Below are 19706 nucleotides of genomic sequence, written 5' to 3'. Positions count from 1 at the left end.
ACCGTCTTGATCCCTCGAACCGCTTCAAGTGCGACCTTGGCTTTCTGCTGACTACTAAAAATCTTGCGCTTCCGTTCACTCACAACCTGCTCCTTATTTACAGCAGGTTACCATCTTAAATAACCGTCCGGAAATTGGGGTCCACTATACGGTTCAAAAAACGTCGCAGCCACCCCCTCTAAAACTGGTCAAAAATATACGCTGTTACCTGGTCATTTTTAAACGCTGTTTGACAGCGCACCATGTCAGTGTAGGCAGAAAGCCCATGGGTATATTCGTACTGCAGTGCTCCCTGACTGAGGTTGAAGCGTACCGTATTGGCGTGCCAGTCCTTTACCATTGCTTGCAAGGACGCGTTATAACCGAAACCAGGCATTGCTGTTGCCGTCATGGCGGCCTGCGCTTCCTGAAGATTAGCTGCTGCGAGAGAGGCACGAAAATGGCTACTACATAAAGTGGCAGCGTACTGCGTGGGATAGGCCAAGGAAACCGAGGTGAATCCTCGCGGTATAAATAATTGATTGGTTCCAGCCACGACTAACCGCCCGTCCACGACGGCCTCTCCTGAAGTCGCAGCAGACGGAGCGGGGGTTTGCGCAGGCGTGGTATTGGCCAGAGCCTGATTGCTCACGCACGCGATACACGCAAGAACTACCGCCGGGAGTGCAGTAGCAAGGGCGATACGCAGGGATTGTTTCAATTGAGTTCAGTTGCCTCCGACATGGGTACATATGCGAGTGTCGTCTCTCGTCCCCGCATTTTTACTGTAGTCAATATATTTGTTTTCTATTTTACAGAATTTTGATTGTCTGCGGCCATCTCGGGGCCCCTTCATTGTTAAACAAGCACGCTCACGGACATTGTCCGGCCTGGCCGGCTAACGGTCGTTTGACGGACTTAGGATATGGGTGCGATCGCGCCTGCTGTTTCTGGATTGCACAATTCAAAAACAGCAGGCAAGGGTTGAACGATCGTAGTTCTTTGACTACACTACGCCAGTGATCGAGCTAAAACAGACCGAGGCCTTCGCGAAGTGGGAATCTCGCCTCCGGGACAAGCGCGCCAGGACCATCATCGCCACACGATTGGCGCGACTGGCCCACGGGTTGCCAGGGGATGTAGAACCCGTAGGCGAAGGCGTCAGCGAACTGCGTATCCACTACGGTCCTGGTTACCGCGTCTACTTCCAGCAGCGTGGCGACATCCTGATTGTGTTGCTCTGTGGTGGCGACAAAAAAACGCAGGCCCGCGACATCGCCACAGCAAAGAAGCTGGCGGAAGAATGGAGTACACCCAATGACTGAGAAATTGACAACTTATGATCCAGCAGCCGCACTCATCGACGACGAAGAAATCGCGGTGTTCATGGCCGACGCCTTTGAAACCGGGGATGCTGGCTATATTGCCCACGCGCTTGGTATTGTCGCGCGGGCTAAGGGCATGACCCAGATTGCCCGCGATACCGGTCTTTCACGCGAACAGCTCTACCGTTCATTCAGTGAAGCCGGCAATCCGACGCTGAAAACGACGCTGGCCGTCATGAAAGCCCTGGGGATTGATCTGACAGCGAAGCCCCGCAGTGAACACGTAGCGGCCTAATGAAGAACATCCTCACCCGTATAAGCAGACTCAATGTAATGTCCCATAATCAGCCCCCCTGGGTGGCAGAAGAACCCAGTAAAACCGGACGACCTGCCGTTCAGGGTTTTGGGGCCACAAGACAGAATGGTGCATTCTATCTCATTTTTACCTATCCCATTTAGCCAGAACCACACAGGCTCTACCCAGAGCAGATCTGGACATAATGAGCCGCTCGACACAACCAAAGCACAGCCAACTACTAATTAACACTGCCCATACCATAGAAATTTCCTTCGGCATCCGTTCCTGAACATGCGCCTTGGCCATCTACAACCGGCGCATTATCCATAGGTTCCATATCAGCGGGATTCATACATGCCGTAAAATGAATCACCGCTCCATTACTATAATGGCGAACACAGATCATATTGTCGCAATCCGTGGTAAACCTCCCATTATCAGGTCCAGAATTCGTCTCTTCTTCCTGACGAACCATAACGCTATGCGTAGTCGTCTTTTTTACCTTCCTAACATGCTTTGAATCCATACTTTCTATTACGTTAATGTTATTTTGTGCCAGCCTTCCAACACGACCACCTTGTGCGGCCGCCTTCTTGAACCAGTAGTTCGCCTTCGCGTAATTCTTCGGCACGCCTTTGCCTTTGGCATAGTAATCCCCCAGATTAAATTCCGCATTGACATATCCCTGATCAGCCGCCTTCTTGAACCAGTAGTTCGCCTTCGCGTAATTCTTCGGCACGCCTTTGCCTTTGGCATAGTAATCCCCCAGATTAAATTCCGCATAGGCATTTCCCTGATCGACCGCCTTCTCGTCCCAGTAGACAGCCTTCGCGTAATCCTGCGGCACTCCTCGGCCTTTGGCATAGTGATCCCCCAGATTAAATTCCGCATAGGCATTTCCCTGATCGGCTGCCTTCTTGAACCAGTAGTTCGCCTTCGCGTAATCCTGCGGCACTCCTCGGCCTTTGTCGTAGGCAACCCCCAGGTTATTTTCCGCCCTGACATTTCCCTGATCGGCTGCCTTCTCGGACCAGTAGACCGCTTTCGCGTAATCCTGCGGCACTCCTCGGCCATAGTAGTAAGCAACCCCTAGGTTGGTTTCCGCCCTGACATTTCCCTGATCGGCTGCCTTCTTGAACCAGTAGTTCGCCTTCGCGTAATCCTGCGGCACACCTTGGCCATGGCCGTAGGAAACCCCCAGCTTATTTTCTGCCCTAGCATTTCCCTGATCTGCCGCCTTCTCGAACCAGTAGTCCGCCTTCGCATAATCCTGCGGCACTCCTCGGCCTTTGCGGTAGGCAACCCCCAGGTTATTTTCCGCCGTGACAATCCCTTGATCGGCCGCCTTCTCATACCAGTAGATCGCCTTCGCATAATCCTGCGGCACTCCTAGGCCGTTGGCGTAGGCATACCCCAGGTTATTTTCCGCATTGGCAAGCCCCTGATCAGCGGCCTTCTCATACCAGTAGCTCGACTTCGCGTAGCTCTGCGGCACACCTTGGCCCCGGTAGTAAGCAAGACCCAGGGCGGTTTCCGCCTTGGCATCCTTCTGCGCTGCTGCCTTCTTCCACCAGTAGATAGACTTCGCATACTCACTCGGCACATATTTGTACTTCAGGTAATAGATAAACCCCAGATTGAATTCTCCTCTGGCAAGCCCCTGATCGGCGGCCTTCTCGTACCAGTAGCTCGCCTTCGCATAACCCTGCGGCACACCTTGGCCGTACAAGTAGTAATCCCCTAGATTATTTTCTGCTCTGGCAAACCCCTGATCGGCGGCCTTCTCATACCAGTAGTGCGCCTTCGCATCATCCCTCTTCGTATACCAATAGGTACCCAACCACGTTTGGGCTGCCGCATCCCCAGACTTAGCCGCAGCGCCCAGTTTGTCCAAGTCCAGCGTGTTTCCCTTGAACGCGGCTATCTCCAGTTGTTTTGCCTGCACGTTTGTCATCGCATAGGCACTATCTGCAGAAAACAGTCCCATGAGCACCAACGGGACAACGATACGAACCTTCATGCAGTTTTCCTTTGTGGATATAAATCACATAATTGTCACAATATGTTACATAAGGATTTTCTTTCAGCAAAGCGTGGAGACCTCAACGGATACGCTGAAAATGCTTGCTACAAACCGTTACCGTAACAGTCGTTTCACATCCCCTCGGATTGATAATCCGAGGGTCAGACTGGTCAAACTGGCAGTAAAGATAGGCATTGCAGCAGGAAGTATGCTGCGAAACTGGGCATTTTGCCCAAATTTTGCCCAAGTGTTCCCCGAAAATAGCCTTATTTGCGACTAGTCACTATAATAAATCGTTACGCAGTAACCAGTAGGTGAGCTGTTACAGTAACGCAGCATTACCACTCCATATCAGGATCATCCCGCTCATAATTCCATAAGCGCTTACCGCATATCTTCATGCGGTAACTTATGCTCCAACGGAAACCGCACAAAAGTTTCCTGTGTTTGTCGCCCGCCTAACCGATTCGCCATGCATTGGTGAGCAGCCTCTCAGAACCAGAAATTGTCCAGCGGTTCATGAGCACAAAACCACTAATTTTTTATTACCGCCTGAGCAGGTGCTCGGACTGCCATGCGCGACGCTCCAGTGCGGGTCTTGTCATGGTCTGACGGCGCCCCAAAAACGATCCCCGAAGAGACCTGCAAATGGGCCGCATAAAACCCCCGAAATAGAGATACCCGAGAAAGTCATAGAGTAGGCAGTACATGGAAAAACTTGCAGAAGTGGCAGAAACGGTAAACCACATAAACCAGGGTCTGGAACGGGCCGTACCGGACATCGTTCCGGCGTCTTTTCGGCGGCCTTCAGAGCCTGAAAACCCACTATAAAAAGGTCAAAAATGCCCTTCAAAAAGGTCGAAATCCGCAGAAAAAAGGTTTTCCACGGTAACAAAAAGGTCGAATATCACTATTATTTGGTCCCCCCCTGTCGAAAAAAAGGTTCGCCACGACAAAAAATAGGTTTGCCTCCTCAGCAAAAAGGTTTTGCTCGATAAACAAACGGTGTCCATGTGCGATAAAAAGGTTTCCCCACCGGTATAGAAAGGTCAGGAAACCCTAAAAAAAGGGCGGGATTGCTCGGCATATCCGCCATAACGCATGTTGATCCAGCCGGAGTGGAGCGCAAAAAAGCCCGGCAAGCCGAGTAGTGGTGCCACGCGCGCTCAGGGTTACCTGGATCGCTTCCAAAAGTATCAGTAGCGACCTGTTTGGGGGTTCAACCCCCATTCTCGTGTCGAATGGCTACCTTGACGTTACCGTAACCATCGCCCACTGCCATTTTTAGTGCCATAAAGCCAATTCTCCAACTCGGTAAAGGAGTAAAAAGTTCACCGTCAACGCTCGATTCGTATGACAGTGAACAACATCCCAGAACCGGGAAGTATCCAGAGGTTCATGGGTCAAAAAAATCACGGCTCTCTCGCGAGCGGTTTAGCAAACAGAGCGGGGTTATGTTCCATAATTTCCTGGTTATGCGAGATTATCCTGTGGCTCCTGCCCGGCAGGCTGTTCTTTTTCGGACGGCGTGGGGAATAGGCCAGGATTCTTGGCTTTAGCTTGCCTAATCCGTTCCCTAATTCTTTGCCGTCTTTCTTCTTCCAGATTTTCTGTGGTTTTATCCGTGGCAGACTGATTTGCAGCGACTGGCGTCCCGGTGACAGGTTCCGGGCGATCATCCTGTGGCTCCTGCCCGGCAGGCTGTTCTTTTTCGGACGGCGTGGGGAATAGGCCAGGATTCTTGGCTTTAGCTTGCCTAATCCGTTCCCTAATTCTTTGCCGTCTTTCTTCTTCCAGATTTTCTGTGGTTTTATCCGTGTCGGACTGATCTGCAACGACTGGTGTCCCGGTAACAGGTTCCGGGCGATCATCTTGTGGCGGTTGCCCAGTAGGAGGCAACGGCTCACCATGATGGTTCGCATCGGTTTCAGGCGCAGGTCCTGTTACCACACGCGCCTCAGGGTCTTGAGCTACAGACGACTGAATTGGATGTTTGCGGTGCTCTTTGTATCGGCTAGCGACCTGGATTTCGCCGGCCAGATCCGGTGCCGCAGACCGAAACGAATCGAAGGCCTCAGTCACCTTGCTCTTGATGCGTGTATTGAGACCGGGATCGCGGTTGACCACCAGACACTGTTGGTTAGCCGTCGTATCATAGAGGACCTTGGCAATCTCCAGAAAAGCCTCTTTGAGGCGGGCGGCAGGGGCTCCATGCTCCTTGACGATCATCTTGACCTCACCGCGTTGGTATTTGTCGGCCATGACCCGTGACTCCTCGAGGAGTTTATCGGCGGCGGTCTCTAGCTCAATGAGGGTATCCCGGTAACGGCGGAAAACCTTGTCCCAGGCATGAGCCAACTCACTGTAGTTATCCCATGCTGAGTCTTTAGGCTGGTACTCGCGCACGAGATGAGTGATCGAGCTACTCTGCTCGTATTTGGGGTCGGTTGTCCTGCGGAGGACTTCGACTTCTTCTTGGTCGAGCTCGTCAGTCGGTAGTGGCAATCCAAAGAATGCCAGTTTTCTGAGGGCTTCCAGGCGCATTCGTTTTTCTGGATGCGTTTGCGCTGTATTCTGTAGATCAACATTGGCTCTTTCCTCTTGCTCTTTGCGCCATTCTACATACTCCGGGATTTTTGCGAGTTCTTCTTTACTTTTATTCACTTCCATTCGCGCGAAATAAAGGGCTCTACTGAATTGGTCGTCAGAGTTATATTTATCTTCCGCATTGACCTCTGTGTACTTAACGTCGATGTAATCCTTTTTCGGCCGCATACGGGGCGGCGTGACCACATCCCGGACGGCGGCAAGAATGGCTTCTTCGCGCTCATCGTGGTAGTGGCTCAGTTCGTTTGGTTTTTTATCCTCATCGTAAGCAGGATTAACGATCTGCAGTGGATAGGTGTCAAGTTGACCTTGCTGAATATTGAGGGCGGCCCAGTCGCTGGCGGATACCAGGCGGGCGTCTAACTCATTGCCGTCCTTGTCGTACTTTTTGATATAGAGCTGGGTGCAGCAGCGCACGGCCACGGCCTTGGAGACGCCCCAGCGGGATACGATCTCGTCGGCGACCAGTTCTATGTTCTGGGCGGTTTGGGCGTAACGCTGGATAGTTGTTTTACCTACGTTCAGTTCTTTAGCTAGTACCTCAATGGTTCTCGAATTTAATGTACCCACTTTGGGTACATTATTTTCACTCTCGTTCTGGATCCTATCTAAATCATTTTCTTTAGCAGCATTCATGCTGCCCAATGGCGCACCAACCCGCTTCTTCTCCTGCAAGTAGCGTAGTCCAATCATGTACTTGCGCTCGCACTCATTGTAATGCGAGCGGTGCGTCTTGAGGCGGATGGCGGTGCTGATGGCCTCCTCGAGTGTGTGGATGTCCTCATTAACGATCCATGGGATGCTCTCCATAGGTACCTTGAGCTGCTCAGCGATGCGCAAGCGGAGATAGCCATCGACCACGATATATTCGGTGATCTCGCGCTCGTCGGTGGTAATCCGGGTGGTTCGCCAGAGGATGATGGGGACCTGGATGCCGTTGATCGCAATGTCATTACTCATGCGGTCATAGGCCATCTGCTCCGGGAGCAGGCTCAATGCCTCAATATCGGGATGCCGCCGAAAGCTCTTGCGGATGCTGGTGGGGAGCTCGCCGTGCTCCAGGTTCTCACCCAGTGGGGTTTCGCCTGGCTGGTAGGGCGTGCCGTAGTTGGCCCCGTTTTTGTTGGTGTTGCGTGCTGGCTGCTGAAAGAGGCCGATCATGTCATTTGCCATAGATTTCATCCTGTAAAATGAGATTATTAATAACTACCGAAAAAGTTTTGTACGTCGCTTAAAAAGCTTAAGTCTCAAAAAAACCTTTTTGCTTTTGTTTTTTCGGTTTCCGATCACAAAAAGTTACCAGAAATATTGGTCTGCCTCTGGCGCCGCCTGAAAGGGGCGCTTTATCCGGTTAGCATTATGATCTAACTATGCTTTTTCTGATAGTGCGGTTTTTTAGGTGCCTAGGTATTGCGCTAACCATACCATCTGTCGCACTATGTAGGCATAAACGCCAGACAGGAATCGCCCCTATGCCGCTAAAAACCCATCCCTTTGTCCGTCCATTTCCGCCGGAAACCACACTGGATCTCTATGACCCTTTGCAGATCGAATCCCTGATCCATCGGCTGGTCCCCCATCCGGAGGGCCGGGAGATGAATCAGTCCGAACGCGCGCTCTGGAATCTCGCGGAGTATCTGTTCAAGAATCCACAGACCCGAAGCCTGCAGGGGGTCTCCCCGCCCTTTCTCTCGGGATGGATCACCATTCAGAATGAACTGCAGCAGCAGTTCCCGCATTTTGAGGCGGTCACGGAGATCCTCCGGGATCATTGGCATCTGGCCTACCATGCCCGTACCGGCCTGCAAATGCCGCCTATCCTGTTGCTGGGGGAGCCGGGACTGGGTAAAACCTTTTTTGCCGCGCGCCTGGCCCAGTTGCTGGATCTGGAGTATCGCTACCTCTCCATGGCCACAACCACTGCAGGCTTCGTCCTGTCGGGGATGGACCATAGCTGGTCCGAGGCCAAACCGGGACAGATCTTCCAGCAGCTGGTGTATGGCCGTCAGGCTAATCCCCTGGTACTGCTCGATGAGATCGACAAGCGTTCGACCGACATCCGTTACGATGCGCTCTCCCCGCTGTACAGCCTGCTGGAAGGGCATACCGCGCAGCAGTTCTGTGATGAGTTCTTTCCGCTGCCCCTCGATGCTTCGCGGATTCAGTGGGTGGCCACAGCCAATACCCTGGCGAGTGTTCCGGAACCCATCCAGTCACGCATGCGGGTGGTGACGGTGCGTGCGCCCACCCGGGCAGAACGAGAGCAGATTGCGGGGAATATCTATCAGGACCTGGTACGTAAACAGCCCTGGGGATGGCTGTTTGATCCGGAGCTCGATACCGGCGTCAGTACCGCAGTAGCGGAGATCTGTCAGACCCCCCGGGAGATCCGCCAGGTTCTCGAGCAGTTGTGCGGCCATGCGGTGCAGCGTCTGCAGACATCGTACCCCCAGGCCCATGCCCTGCAGCCGACCCTCCAGGATCTGCCGCAGCGCCGGCAACCCGCAGTGGCGGCCTTCGGGTTCACCCTGAAAATGCAGCAACCGTCGCAGGCCTGTGCGGGATGACGGGGTTTTGCCGAGGGAGAGACGATGCGTGCTGAGATAACGTACAATGGGTATCACTATACCGCGCCTGGGCGCGGTAGCCACTGCGCACTCAGGACGCCTATGCAATGCCCCCAATGTAAAGGACCCACCCATGTCCTCACCAGCCGCTTCCGGGCGGTCAAGCACAGCACCAACCGCCGGCGGGCCTGTCTGCAGTGCGGATACCGCTTCACGACTATTGAGATCATTATTCCTGCGGGCGTACGGGCGGACCCCGAAGCGTTGCGGCGCGGGCTTCCGGAATCAGAATCAGAAACATCGGAAGAGCCTGAAACCACAGACGCTACAGACGCCACGGACGCCACAGAGCCGGAGTAAGCCTTCCGTGGCGGCAACCATTCTGCCCGCAGGGATCTATGCTGAATGAGAGACCGAACAGGAGCTATTGAATGGATACGGACCCGACGACAGAACCTTTGGAGGATCCCGATGTACCGGTTTTTCTGGATGACGGCTCGTTACGATTAACGCCGGAAGAGATGGCGCACTATAGGCGCATGACACGACGCAGTGCCACGGTGAGTACGTTCGTGAACGCATTGGTCGAGGCGGGTTTTACACGGTCCCGATTGCGGGAAGGAAGCGACTTCAACGGGCTATTGCCGCCGCCAGGCACTACGAGCAAATGATCACGGGACTGTGGCAACCGGCAGGCTGCTTGTGCGCAAAGGCATCCGCGTCAATGCAGTGAGACAGGTGGTAGCCGATTTTCTGAAGGATTACCCAGTGTTGCGCAGCATAAACTAAAACTTGTTATTGCCGAGAATCAGGAGGATTTATTCTATGGACGACACCCGGAATCCGAAGTCGGACCCATCACCGATATTTATTTCCCCGGCCGATCTACCGTTGGATTTGGAGCCACCTCTTTTTATGACCAAGCGGGCCTCCAGCGAGGACTTTCACATGAACTGCGCGGACATTTTTCACGCAACCCCTTCGCATCCGACGAAAAAAAGAAACGTTGCCCACATCCCCTGTGATCATGACGGCAACCCGAAAGGTACGTAACGATAGCCACGGGATTGGAGAGATTTAGCGAGACGCTCCGAGGGTGACAAGGAGATCGCCATTTTTCGGGGTAAATACCCAGCAGGGATGTTTGATGGATGATTCGCAAGAGGAAAACCTGGAGAAATATCAGGATGGTATCTGGCTTCTCAAGGGGCCGGTGCATTTACCCCTGCCGCATTCCGTGACCCTGATGCGGTCTGTCGAGGAATTCAACCGGAAGTGCAGGGACACGTTGCCCTCCATACGGGCGCTCATGGCGAAAAGCGCACCGTCGTCGTAAGCACTCCAACCGTACGTTCCACGCTCAAGGGCTGGATGATGGCGGATCGGCCACAAACGAATTATATTCAGTCATGAAATGTAATTCAGGTGAAGGGTATGCGAAGCACGATCACAACACGCGGGCAAACAGTGATTCCCGCAGAAATCCGCAAGCGTTTCGGGTTGGGGCCAGCAGATGGTCTGGAATGGATAGCGGAAGGCAAAGAGATTCGCGTGGTGCCCTTGCCGCGCAACCCGGTTGCGGCATTCCGGGGGCAGGGCAAGGGGCAATCCACTGAGCGTTTGCTGAATGACCGGGATTGGGAGCGACAACGGGAATGAGCGCACCGGTCTGGATACTGGATACGTCTGCACTGTTGACCTTGCGTGACGATGAGCCGGGCGCGGATCGGGTAGCTGAACTCTTGGAGCAGGCCTGGCGGGGAGAAGGGACGTGTTGTGCCTGCTTCATGACTGCGATGGAATTGCTCTACCGCGTCTGGAAGGACGAAGGAGAACCTGCGGCACGGCTGGCCTACGAACAGGCGCAGTCGTTACCCATTGTCTGGATACACGAGAGTCCGGAATTGCTGGAGGCTGCCGCCGAAATCAAGGCAAAGCACCGCTTATCGTTAGCAGACGCCTGGATTGCGGCGACGACCCTCCTGCGCAACGGGATTTTAGTGCATAAAGACCCGGAGTTCAGCAGCGTTCATATTCAGCAGGAAGCCCTGCCCTTCAAGTAGAGAAAGCGGCGGAGCAGCTGCGAAGCGGGGAACTTGGGCGTATTTTGGGCAAAGCGCCACATTTCACGGCACGCTACCTGCTGCAATGCCTGTGTTTACTGATGATTGGACCGGTCAGACCCTCGGATTATCAATCCGATGGTCTGGATCATGGCCGTTACGGTAACAATATAGGTGGAAAAGTACACAGGAATGGCTTGCATGTAAATTTGGTGTTCTTTATATTGTAATTGTTTTCTATAGAGAACGATCCATGGATAATCAGGCCCTTCAAACCATTGCGCGCAACATCCAGACGATTCGTGGCAAGTCCGGACTTACCCTTTCGGGCCTTGCGCAGCATTCTGGCATCGCGAAATCCACTTTGTCTCTTTTGGAGAGAGGGCAAGGAAATCCAACCATAGAAACCGTCTGGGCAATTGCTAACGCCTTGAATGTACCTTTCAGTCATATTATCGATGGGGTGGAAGCCGTCAAAAGCTTTTCCGAGGACGGTGATCAGGATAGAGAAAAAGTTCGTTTTGTAGAACGATATGGCACCAACCCTCAAATTGAAGTCTATGAAATGACTATTGCCGAAGGACATAGTCGTGTTTCCAGCGCCCATCCTCCAGGTGTATTTGAACGCGTCATTGCGCTGCGTGGAGAAATGTATGTTGGCAACGAGACGGATGGCACATTGCTGCGTCCAGGACAAAGCCACGCCTTTGCTGGCGACTCGGAACACACCTATACCGCTCTCAATGGACCATCTACTGCCCTGGTGCTCATAGAATACCGAGAGCACAATACACAATCAGACAGATATAAACTGATTCGTGGATATCCACAAAGCGCAGCAGAATGGGAGGGGCTTCGCTCTCTCGTTGATCGGGCCATGATTGACGTGACTCATGGCGTGAGCGGTTTTTATCTCGAATTGCGCGGATCCAATAGCGATATTGTTGTGGCGGAAAACCACTTAGGCTTCCATTCCTCCGGATTTCAATGGCCACTGCTGATCTTCACAGGAAAAAATGATCAAGGTCTTTGGATCGCCGTTCTCCCACAAAATTTTGTGAATGCTTTTACGTTGCGCATGGATCATCTGGGTGATGCTGTACCAGATGTTTTGCTTTCAGCAATTCGACTGGCAGCTACTGCTGAGCAAATGCCCGGCATGGTGGATAGTGATGTCATGTTGCTGGAACCTGTGACAAAGTCATCGACCCTGGTACTCGCAACACTCGCTTATGAAGTGGCTCTCCAACATGGATATTTATTAATTCCCAGGCAATGGTTGTCCCTAGCGCAGCGGGATGTAGACATACCGTCAGACGCATCAGGTGAAGATTTTTCCAGTCGGATCAATGTGGATTACTATACTACTTTTGAGTTGCTTCATCCTGCTTATGCGCGTCAGGTAACCGCTTTGGCCGAGGATGTCCTTACATTTGATCCACAAGGCGGAAAAGGTCTCTTCATTGATGTAGGAAGCGGCCCTGGTACAGCGTTATTCATGCTCATGGAGCTTCTGCCAGAAGCGCGCGCCACAGCCTTGGAGCCGGACTGTGCAGCATTTGCTTATTTGCTCAATAACACCAAAGGTCTGGCGCAATTACGCTGCGTTCAAGAAGATTTTCTGATATTTGACAAGCCTGATGAACCTGTTTCTGTTATTACGTCTGTGGGGTCTTCCCATCATTTTAATACAGCTTTTATGCTACAAAAAGCGTGGCAACTTCTTGTCAAAAACGGAATACTCTGCATTGCAGATGAGTTGCTTCCGAGGTTTACTGATCTGGAGAGCCGGAATAATGCTTTGATACGTCATCATGTTGCCTATGTACTTTCTTCCATGGCAAAAGTGGATGTATTGAATATGGAAGGTAACGATTCGACAGAAATACATATTTATCAATATATACGCGAAAAGCTGATTCACGCCTTCATGTTGTCCATCCAAAACCAAACAAGTACGGCTGTCAAATATTGCCGGAATTTATTTGAGTATATCAATCAGCGCATTGTTAGTAAAAATTCATCATCAGATATTGGCGCATTAGTTCGCTTCTATGTATTAGAAATTCAGGCGATGGTCGCAGGATTTGACTATGAAATTGAGCGTAAAACTTATCCTAAAAAATTAGTCTCACTTGCTTATGGTGCAGGGTTTGAATTATTAAATCACCGACGGATATTTGCAACGACAGGTATCGACGAATGGGAGGGCGGAACGCATGTTTTTACGTTCCGCAAGCGTGAGAGATCGCGTTTTGAAGAACTTTGAAGAAGGCTGCTTTATCAGCGGACTAAAAGCAAGTATGCCCATTGTCGCGGGTTATTTACCTATTGCTATTTCTTTTGGGCTTATATCGGTACAATACGGACTTAGCCCATATATGACGATCTTGATATCAGCGGTCATTTTTGCGGGCGCCAGTCAGTTTGTCTTGGTTTCGCTAATTTCTAGCGGAGCAGGATTTTGGGATCCCTTGGTTGTCGTTCTACTGATGAATTTTCGGCATGCATTTTACGGCCCGTCCTTCGCACGCAAACTGTCACCTGATCATGCACGTTTCCCGCGCGCATGGTTGGCAGCAGGGCTCACCGATGAGGTTTTTGCGACATCCCTCTCACATCTAAGCAAAGTGAATGAGCAGCATCGTGAAACCTGGTATAGCGGTTTACAGATAGGGGCTTACACAGCGTGGGTGGTAGGTACGGCCATCGGTGCCATTTCGAGTGGGCAGATAACGCATCTGCCTATTGTGCATCAAGCCATTCATTTTATTTTGCCTGCACTGTTCATGGCATTGCTTTTAGAGTTCACGTCTCGGAATTCTTTGATTTTGGTATTTGTTGCTGCCAGTGTGACTGCAATAATGTTTTTTGTGCTACCGACCTATCAGGCGATGCCAATAGGCATGTTAGCCGGGGCTCTCAGTATGAGTTGGAGGAAACCGGCTCATGGCTAACCCACTCTGGTTGATCATAGTTGCGGCCATAGGCACATTTTTGCAGCGATTTATCCCATTTTTTATCTCGCATACGACAGGAAAGAGGCGAAACAGAAACTCCTGGTGGGAAACTTTTCTGGAAGGTATAGGCCCAGCCGCTATTGCCTCGCTGTTAATTATATCCTTGAGTTCAGATGTGCACATTCAGTCTACCTTCCAGGTTATTGCCGTATTGGCAGCTCTATGTGTTGTTTTTCTGGCTAAAAAATTAATGGGTGGGGTCGCCATCGCAACATTACTGGGAGCTACAGTGTATGGCCTGATATGCTGGGCTTATGGAAGCCTATAGCAATCTCGTGACAGCAAGTAACCGTGATAATGACTGCCGAATTGTTCAACAAGAGGAATTCACAGCTTCGCATGGCGTTCGAAATCCTCTACTTCCAAGAAACTGGTATGTTATATACCGCAAATGACAGGTAACCATAAAATCTCTCTTAAGACATAGCGCGAACTGTTTAATTAAATTTTTCCTATCAATCCTGAAAAGGCACGTTTATGGATGTTTTGTTTATTTATTTTTTGCTTACGGCTTTTATTATCAATATATCTCCTGGGCCAGCCATGATGTTCGTGCTCCATCAGTCCCAGAAGAATGGGAGAAAGGCTGGTCTTTTTGCTGCACTCGGAATTGAAATTGGCGTATTAATTTACGTCCTGCTTACTGCATTCGGTGTCAGTGCCATTTTCAAGGAATATCCATCTGTTTATACCGGGTTGCAATTGATTGGAGCCGCATATCTCCTTTATATCGCCTACCTTAGCTGGCCCCGTAAGAAGGCCTCGAGCGGTCCCGTGGCCGAGTCTCGTCCCAATCATAAGGGCACATTCTTGAAAGGCGTGCTGATTAATCTGACGAATCCGAAGATTGCTTTGTTCTTCTTGAGCCTAATTCCTCAGTTCGTTCCGCAAGGCAGTAATGCCATGACCTTTGTTTTCTACGGTCTGATTTTTAACTTCGGCGGCATTATGGTGAACTTCTCGGTTGCTCTACTGGCAGACAAGGTCAATCGTCTGCTTCGGAATGCGGCATGGTTTGATTATGTGCCGCCGGTTCTCTTCATCGTCATTGCTGTTATTTCCATTAAGGCACGTTTCTGATGAGCTTCATTCTTGGCATAACTTCCACGTTCCCTCTTGTGGCGGCCAACGTAATATTCTATGTCACTGTCGGTTCCGCATAACATGGGATAGTCTTCTTGTATATTTGGTTGAGACAGAATGCATCATTCTGTCTCAACGGCGTTTTTCTCTCTATCGCTAATATACTGATTCTCCTCATACCCGACAAGCCGAAAAACCGGGTATCATGAGACATTACAAACACTGTGGAGATTTTGTCTGTGTCTGAACATTCAAGCGTACTCCCCAACATCCCGAAAAACGCCCCGGCAGCTGGATTTTTTTGCCGCTACAACAGAAGTTCCTGAAGCCGGCCACGTTTTTCCTCCTGGAGACGGCCGCAGCACTCTTTGAACCCGAGGAGGCCATCTCCGAAGGTGGTCCGTCGCGTGTGGTGAACGCGCCGACCGACCACTCGTCGTCTTGCGGCGGTAGAAGCGGATCGTAGACACCTGATGCCGCTGGAAACCGACCTTCATCAGATAGCGGATCATCACCCCTCTGACGGGGCGAGGCAATGTCACATACCGGAATCGTTGGACCAGTGCTTTGCACCGTGGTTACACTCTGGCTACCCATTATCGGCCGGGAGTAGACATTGCATGTATCACGACGAATACCATCACCATGAAAAGATCGGCTGGCTCCGAGCCGGCGTGCTGGGTGCCAACGATGGCCTACTCTCGACATCAAGCCTCCTTGCCGGCATCGCTGCCGGGCAGGCAAGCCACGAACAGATTCTGCTCGCTGGCGTTGCGGCGATGGTCGCTGGGGCCTTTGCCATGGCGGCGGGTGAGTATGTATCCGTGAGCTCACAGGCCGATACCCAGGCCGCAGATCTCGAAATAGAAAGGCGCGAACTGGAAAAAAATCCTGAAAAAGAACTGCTTGAACTCAGGGGCATCTATATGGCGCGTGGCCTTAGCGAGGCGCTGGCCCAGCAGGTAGCAGCCCAGCTTATGGAGCATGATGCACTTGCCGCACATGCCCATGACGAACTGGGCATGACGAAAATGGCAGCGGCGCGGCCCACCGAAGCGGCACTGGCTTCCGCTACTGCCTTTGCATGTGGTGCCCTGTTCCCGGTGCTGATCGCCGCCTTCGTCCCCCACGGCGGGGTATTATCAGCCCTGTATACGACCAGCATCCTCCTGCTGGTGTTCCTCGGTGCGGTCGCTGCCCGGGCGGGTGGCGCCTCCATGGTGAAGGGCGCCGTCCGCGTGGTCTTCTGGGGTATTCTCTCAATGCTTGCCACCACACTGATCGGCCACCTGCTCGGTCAGGCGGGCATATGACTGCTAACGCGCCAATCTGAATCGATCGTGTCGAGAACCAGGTGCGCTGGCAAAATCAGAGAATTACGACAATCGGGTGGCTCGTTTCGGGATTGTCCACGAGAGGCCACGGAGAGTCTATTTACACCCAAAAGCTCAGTGCACCGGGCCGTAACACTAGACATCACTTCTGCTCCTTTAGGGTAGCAAGTCGGCGCTTCAGCTCATCCCCGAGCTTGGCCAAACCTTCACCATTCGGCAGGTACCTAATGTATCTAATTGCAGCCACATCGAACGGAACATCCCCGGCTGACTGCGCTATGAGGACCACACCTCTACCAAGAGTATGAGCAATGCCAGTTTCGTAGAACACGTTAGCATTGCGGCCGCTGAGGTCGCATACTACGACGGCAGCCTTGCTGAGCAGGAGAGCGACATCCTGAACCACATGGTCGTTCTCCCAGATATCGTCCGCGCGCTGGCAAATCATGCCTATCTCAGCGATGGCCGACCGCAGAGCTTCGTACACGGGCTTGAAGGCGGCATCGAACGGCATCATGACGGCTACTAAGTTGTCGTTCACAGGCACGTCGGGAAGGTCAAAGACCTTGGGTTTTGTGCGCTGACCGATTTGCCGTTTCAAAAGAACCTTGAACAGATCAGCATCCTTGATGGACCAGTGATTCCGGGATGACTCTGGAATTGAAGCGGTCGTATTGATCTGCAGGTCGTCAGCCGCAGTTCCAAACAATACTGCATTCGGGATCAGCGGGAGATCTGGATCTGAGGCGTATTCAAGCTGATACTCGGCACCAATTAGCTGAACACGCGTGAGAGTTACAATCCGCGCGGCCGGTTGGTTACCGTCACAACCATTTTCATAGGCAATAACTGTGGGCAACTGCGTCACGGCCTGAGGATCAAGCACGTCTCCTGGCGCAAACCTAGACTCGATGTGCTTTGCCGTGTACTCGAGGGTCCGATCGCGACTCATCGTGCCGCGAGAAGAGCCCCACCCACTTGGTCGTATTACTAATAGGTTGAACAAATAGACCTCTCTAATCGGTCAGTCCATGCAGGGAGCAGTATTCGCAGATGCCAACCAACATTGGATGATCTTCTGTGGGTTGAGATAGAATGTGCTATTTTGGTTTCGTGGGCAGGCTGGTCGGATCCGGGTTTTTATGAGACAAAAAGCAGTATCCTCTCATTTTATGCTGGTCGCACATTTAACCACCCCGTGGCCGCCTACCCCGCCGGGCCTTGCCATGTTCTTCCAACAAAGCTTCCCCCCGTTCCTGCAAGGCCTGCGGATCTTCCTGAAGGGCTTTTTCAATAGCCGCGATAAAGTGTCGTGCATCCCATTCCGGTGCCAACACCTGTGCCGCCCGCACAAAGCGCTTGTCCTGCTCCATTCGGTCCTTACGGGCTGTAGGGGACTGCATCAACCGTTTTTTCGCCGCCTCGATTCTGGCCAGTGCCGCTTTCTGGCGTTCCAGAATCTCCGTCTGCTTTTTCTCCAGATCGGCCAGACGCTGTTCCGGAGTGCGCCGCACCCGTTTTTTCCCTTCAGTCACGTTTTCTCCTTTTCTGTTCCTCAGTGATTCACTTTCCCGGCAAACTCTTTCCCCGCCTTGAACTTGATACTTTTCTTGGCAGGTACTTCAATTTCCTGTCCCGTAGCGGGATTCCGGGCCTTACGCGCGGGTTTGTCCACGATTTCAAACGTACAGAATCCGGGAAAAGTGATTTTACCGGCCGCAGGCAATTCCGTTTCCAACGTATGACGGAACACCTGAAAACATTTTTCCGCATCCACTTTGGACATCTCCCCATGACGGGCCAGGGCAGCAATAAATTCGGTTTTGTTCATCAGAACCTCTTTTTTTAGGATACGTGTCTGGCCAATGTAGGGAATTCCCATAACCGGCGCAACACAAGCGCGTGCCATTCCGCGTAAGGTTTTATTGCGAATTGACCAATCTCCGCATCGCCTGACCGGGCTTAAAATGCACGCTGCGTTTTTCAGGTACGGCTACAGACGCACCCGTCTTCGGATTCCGGCCGGCTTTGGCCGCTATCGTATGCAGGGTAAACGCCCCGAAATCCCGGATCTCGATCCGCTCGCCGGCCCCTAAAGCTTGGGCACAATGATCCAGGATCAGTCCGACGGCCATAATGACCTCCTGGCGGGATATCGCTTGGTTTCCCTGATCCCGTAAGGCCTGATAGATCGTGTCCATGAGTTCGGATTTCGTCATTGTTTTTCTCACAGTGCTACTGATTCGTCAGCTTATCTAAAGAGAATTTTGGATGATTGTATCCACATTTTCTTCCACATAGAAACAGCCAGATAATGTCATTACGTCTTTTCAAAAACCTTTTTTTTGAGCGTTTTCTTTGCCTTTATTTTCTTCATCCGTCAAAAAAATGGAGTTTTCGAGCTATCCTTTATTTAGATTTCCCCGCAAAACGGTGTTCCCTGTATGCTCGGAGGTCCAGTCGGCCAGATCCAGCGCGACCAAGGGGACTTCTACCGGCACATAGCGATGCTGCCGTCGGGTTTTCTGAACTTGCTGTCGAATGACTTCTGCCGCTCCCGGAGAACCCACCCTTTCGCGCTGTTCGCGGGAGGGTTTCTGACCGATTCTGCCCCAACAGCGGAGCAGCTCCCATTGTCCCCAAAGATTCTGCTGCAGACAGAGCCGGTAATAGCGGAAGACCGGGGGTACTGCATCGGGTTGAACCTTCTGCCAGGTCACACACCACCAGTGGGACAGATCATAAACCAGATCGCTATCTGAATCGGACGTATCCATGACCCATTCTCCTCCAGCGATCGGTATGTCCTATAAAAACCGTAAAAACCTGTCAGCCCTGCCGGGACTAAGCCGCACGAGCGATATAGAGAACCCTCCCCCCCTATCGGGCGCCCTCCTCCGCTTCCCTACAGGCCCAGACATTGACCGTACTGCCCTTACTGCCGATCGTACAGGAAGGCACATACACTAGTCCCTGCGCCCGCAACTCCAGAAGCAATCCATTCACCCGGTTCACGGTCAATCGTAAGGCCCGGGCAATCTCCACGGAGGTACCGGGGTTTTGCTGCAGATAGGCAAGAATCCGCCCCATATCCTGAGCCGCCAGAGGATGGCGGGCTTGCGGGGTCCGCGCGTTCATTCTGACAACAGCCGCGCCCGTTGCATCAGTTCCTGAATCAATCCGCGCAGGATGACGTTCTCACCGGGAAGGTTTCGTCCCTTGCGATAGGCAATAGCGATTTGTTCCAGTAAGGCGGTATCGGACAACTGGGTTTCATCACCTCCTCCCCCCCAGACCAACGCATAATCCCTTTCCCGCTTGTCTCTTTGTCGTTCAGCCGGGCTTTTGCCCATTTTTAAGAACCCCCAAAACGGTTACAGGAGCAGAGCATAAACCGTGACTGTAAC

23 protein-coding genes are annotated in these 19706 nt (G+C 52.1%); 13 read left to right on the top strand and 10 right to left on the bottom strand.

What is annotated here, in order from left to right; all coding sequences use genetic code 11:
• Positions 1–178: 178 nt before the first annotated feature.
• Positions 179–700, bottom strand: a complete 522-nt coding sequence (locus BLW97_RS19820; RefSeq protein WP_193651642.1) for a hypothetical protein — start codon at positions 698–700, stop codon at positions 179–181.
• Positions 701–998: 298 nt separating this feature from the next.
• Here BLW97_RS19820 and BLW97_RS15875 point away from each other — a divergent pair, with 298 nt between their 5' ends.
• Together BLW97_RS15875 and BLW97_RS15870 are read left to right on the top strand one after the other, a co-directional pair.
• Positions 999–1304, top strand: coding sequence for a type II toxin-antitoxin system RelE/ParE family toxin (locus BLW97_RS15875; RefSeq protein WP_065957885.1), 306 nt, complete (start codon positions 999–1001; stop codon positions 1302–1304).
• Positions 1297–1599: an addiction module antidote protein gene (locus BLW97_RS15870; RefSeq protein WP_065972794.1), complete on the top strand. Its 303-nt coding sequence runs from the start codon at positions 1297–1299 to the stop codon at positions 1597–1599. The genes BLW97_RS15875 and BLW97_RS15870 overlap by 8 nt, the downstream gene beginning before the upstream one ends.
• Before the next feature lie 241 nt (positions 1600–1840).
• Here BLW97_RS15870 and BLW97_RS15865 read toward each other — a convergent pair whose 3' ends face one another.
• The gene (locus BLW97_RS15865; RefSeq protein ID WP_075323889.1) at positions 1841–3622 is read right to left on the bottom strand and encodes a tetratricopeptide repeat protein; all 1782 of its coding nucleotides are present in this window, start codon (positions 3620–3622) and stop codon (positions 1841–1843) included.
• Positions 3623–5098: 1476 nt separating this feature from the next.
• Positions 5099–7405: a ParB N-terminal domain-containing protein gene (locus BLW97_RS15860; protein ID WP_075323888.1), complete on the bottom strand. Its 2307-nt coding sequence runs from the start codon at positions 7403–7405 to the stop codon at positions 5099–5101.
• Between the two features lie 299 nt (positions 7406–7704).
• Here BLW97_RS15860 and BLW97_RS15855 point away from each other — a divergent pair, with 299 nt between their 5' ends.
• The 11 genes from BLW97_RS15855 to BLW97_RS15800 all read left to right on the top strand — a co-directional run bounded on the left by BLW97_RS15855 (position 7705) and on the right by BLW97_RS15800 (position 16278).
• Positions 7705–8799, top strand: a complete 1095-nt coding sequence (locus BLW97_RS15855) for an AAA family ATPase (protein ID WP_075323887.1) — start codon at positions 7705–7707, stop codon at positions 8797–8799.
• Positions 8800–8823: 24 nt separating this feature from the next.
• Positions 8824–9159, top strand: a complete 336-nt coding sequence (locus BLW97_RS15850) for an NrdR family transcriptional regulator (RefSeq protein ID WP_143214941.1) — start codon at positions 8824–8826, stop codon at positions 9157–9159.
• A gap of 71 nt (positions 9160–9230) precedes the next feature.
• Positions 9231–9470, top strand: coding sequence for a hypothetical protein (locus BLW97_RS15845; protein WP_075323885.1), 240 nt, complete (start codon positions 9231–9233; stop codon positions 9468–9470).
• Between the two features lie 476 nt (positions 9471–9946).
• Positions 9947–10135, top strand: coding sequence for a hypothetical protein (locus tag BLW97_RS15835; RefSeq protein ID WP_075323883.1), 189 nt, complete (start codon positions 9947–9949; stop codon positions 10133–10135).
• Between the two features lie 98 nt (positions 10136–10233).
• Positions 10234–10458: an AbrB/MazE/SpoVT family DNA-binding domain-containing protein gene (locus tag BLW97_RS15830; RefSeq protein WP_010637510.1), complete on the top strand. Its 225-nt coding sequence runs from the start codon at positions 10234–10236 to the stop codon at positions 10456–10458.
• Complete coding sequence (locus BLW97_RS15825; RefSeq protein ID WP_075323882.1) at positions 10455–10862, top strand: PIN domain-containing protein; 408 nt, start codon at positions 10455–10457, stop codon at positions 10860–10862. The genes BLW97_RS15830 and BLW97_RS15825 overlap by 4 nt, the downstream gene beginning before the upstream one ends.
• 253 nt (positions 10863–11115) lie before the next feature.
• Positions 11116–13131, top strand: a complete 2016-nt coding sequence (locus BLW97_RS15820) for a helix-turn-helix domain-containing protein (RefSeq protein WP_075323881.1) — start codon at positions 11116–11118, stop codon at positions 13129–13131.
• The gene (locus tag BLW97_RS15815; protein ID WP_077218499.1) at positions 13082–13819 is read left to right on the top strand and encodes an AzlC family ABC transporter permease; all 738 of its coding nucleotides are present in this window, start codon (positions 13082–13084) and stop codon (positions 13817–13819) included. Before BLW97_RS15820 ends, BLW97_RS15815 begins: the two co-directional genes overlap by 50 nt.
• Positions 13812–14150 (top strand): AzlD domain-containing protein, encoded by a 339-nt coding sequence (locus tag BLW97_RS15810; RefSeq protein WP_075323879.1) that lies wholly within the window; start codon positions 13812–13814, stop codon positions 14148–14150. Before BLW97_RS15815 ends, BLW97_RS15810 begins: the two co-directional genes overlap by 8 nt.
• Before the next feature lie 209 nt (positions 14151–14359).
• On the top strand, positions 14360–14962 hold the full coding sequence (locus BLW97_RS15805) for a LysE family translocator (protein WP_075323878.1): 603 nt from the start codon (positions 14360–14362) through the stop codon (positions 14960–14962).
• Between the two features lie 677 nt (positions 14963–15639).
• Complete coding sequence (locus tag BLW97_RS15800; protein ID WP_242947851.1) at positions 15640–16278, top strand: VIT1/CCC1 transporter family protein; 639 nt, start codon at positions 15640–15642, stop codon at positions 16276–16278.
• Between the two features lie 163 nt (positions 16279–16441).
• On the opposite strand, the gene BLW97_RS19815 is transcribed toward BLW97_RS15800, so the two are convergent.
• From BLW97_RS19815 to BLW97_RS15765, 7 genes are all read right to left on the bottom strand, one after another.
• Positions 16442–17185, bottom strand: a complete 744-nt coding sequence (locus BLW97_RS19815; protein ID WP_207650632.1) for a hypothetical protein — start codon at positions 17183–17185, stop codon at positions 16442–16444.
• Positions 17186–17486: 301 nt separating this feature from the next.
• Positions 17487–17834: a hypothetical protein gene (locus BLW97_RS15790; RefSeq protein ID WP_075323875.1), complete on the bottom strand. Its 348-nt coding sequence runs from the start codon at positions 17832–17834 to the stop codon at positions 17487–17489.
• A gap of 20 nt (positions 17835–17854) precedes the next feature.
• The gene (locus BLW97_RS15785) at positions 17855–18130 is read right to left on the bottom strand and encodes an HU family DNA-binding protein (protein ID WP_075323890.1); all 276 of its coding nucleotides are present in this window, start codon (positions 18128–18130) and stop codon (positions 17855–17857) included.
• 91 nt (positions 18131–18221) lie between these two features.
• Positions 18222–18518 (bottom strand): HU family DNA-binding protein, encoded by a 297-nt coding sequence (locus BLW97_RS15780; protein WP_075323874.1) that lies wholly within the window; start codon positions 18516–18518, stop codon positions 18222–18224.
• Positions 18519–18701: 183 nt separating this feature from the next.
• Positions 18702–19076 (bottom strand): WGR domain-containing protein, encoded by a 375-nt coding sequence (locus BLW97_RS15775; protein WP_075323873.1) that lies wholly within the window; start codon positions 19074–19076, stop codon positions 18702–18704.
• Between the two features lie 103 nt (positions 19077–19179).
• The gene (locus BLW97_RS15770) at positions 19180–19437 is read right to left on the bottom strand and encodes a winged helix-turn-helix domain-containing protein (RefSeq protein ID WP_075323872.1); all 258 of its coding nucleotides are present in this window, start codon (positions 19435–19437) and stop codon (positions 19180–19182) included.
• Positions 19434–19652, bottom strand: coding sequence for a hypothetical protein (locus BLW97_RS15765; protein WP_075323871.1), 219 nt, complete (start codon positions 19650–19652; stop codon positions 19434–19436). The genes BLW97_RS15770 and BLW97_RS15765 overlap by 4 nt, the downstream gene beginning before the upstream one ends.
• Between the last annotated feature and the right edge of the window lie 54 nt (positions 19653–19706).

Source organism: Acidithiobacillus albertensis (assembly GCF_001931655.1).
Classification (GTDB): domain Bacteria; phylum Pseudomonadota; class Gammaproteobacteria; order Acidithiobacillales; family Acidithiobacillaceae; genus Acidithiobacillus; species Acidithiobacillus thiooxidans.
Note: the sequence above shows the minus strand (reverse complement) of the source record. Positions and strands in the feature narration are given on the sequence as shown.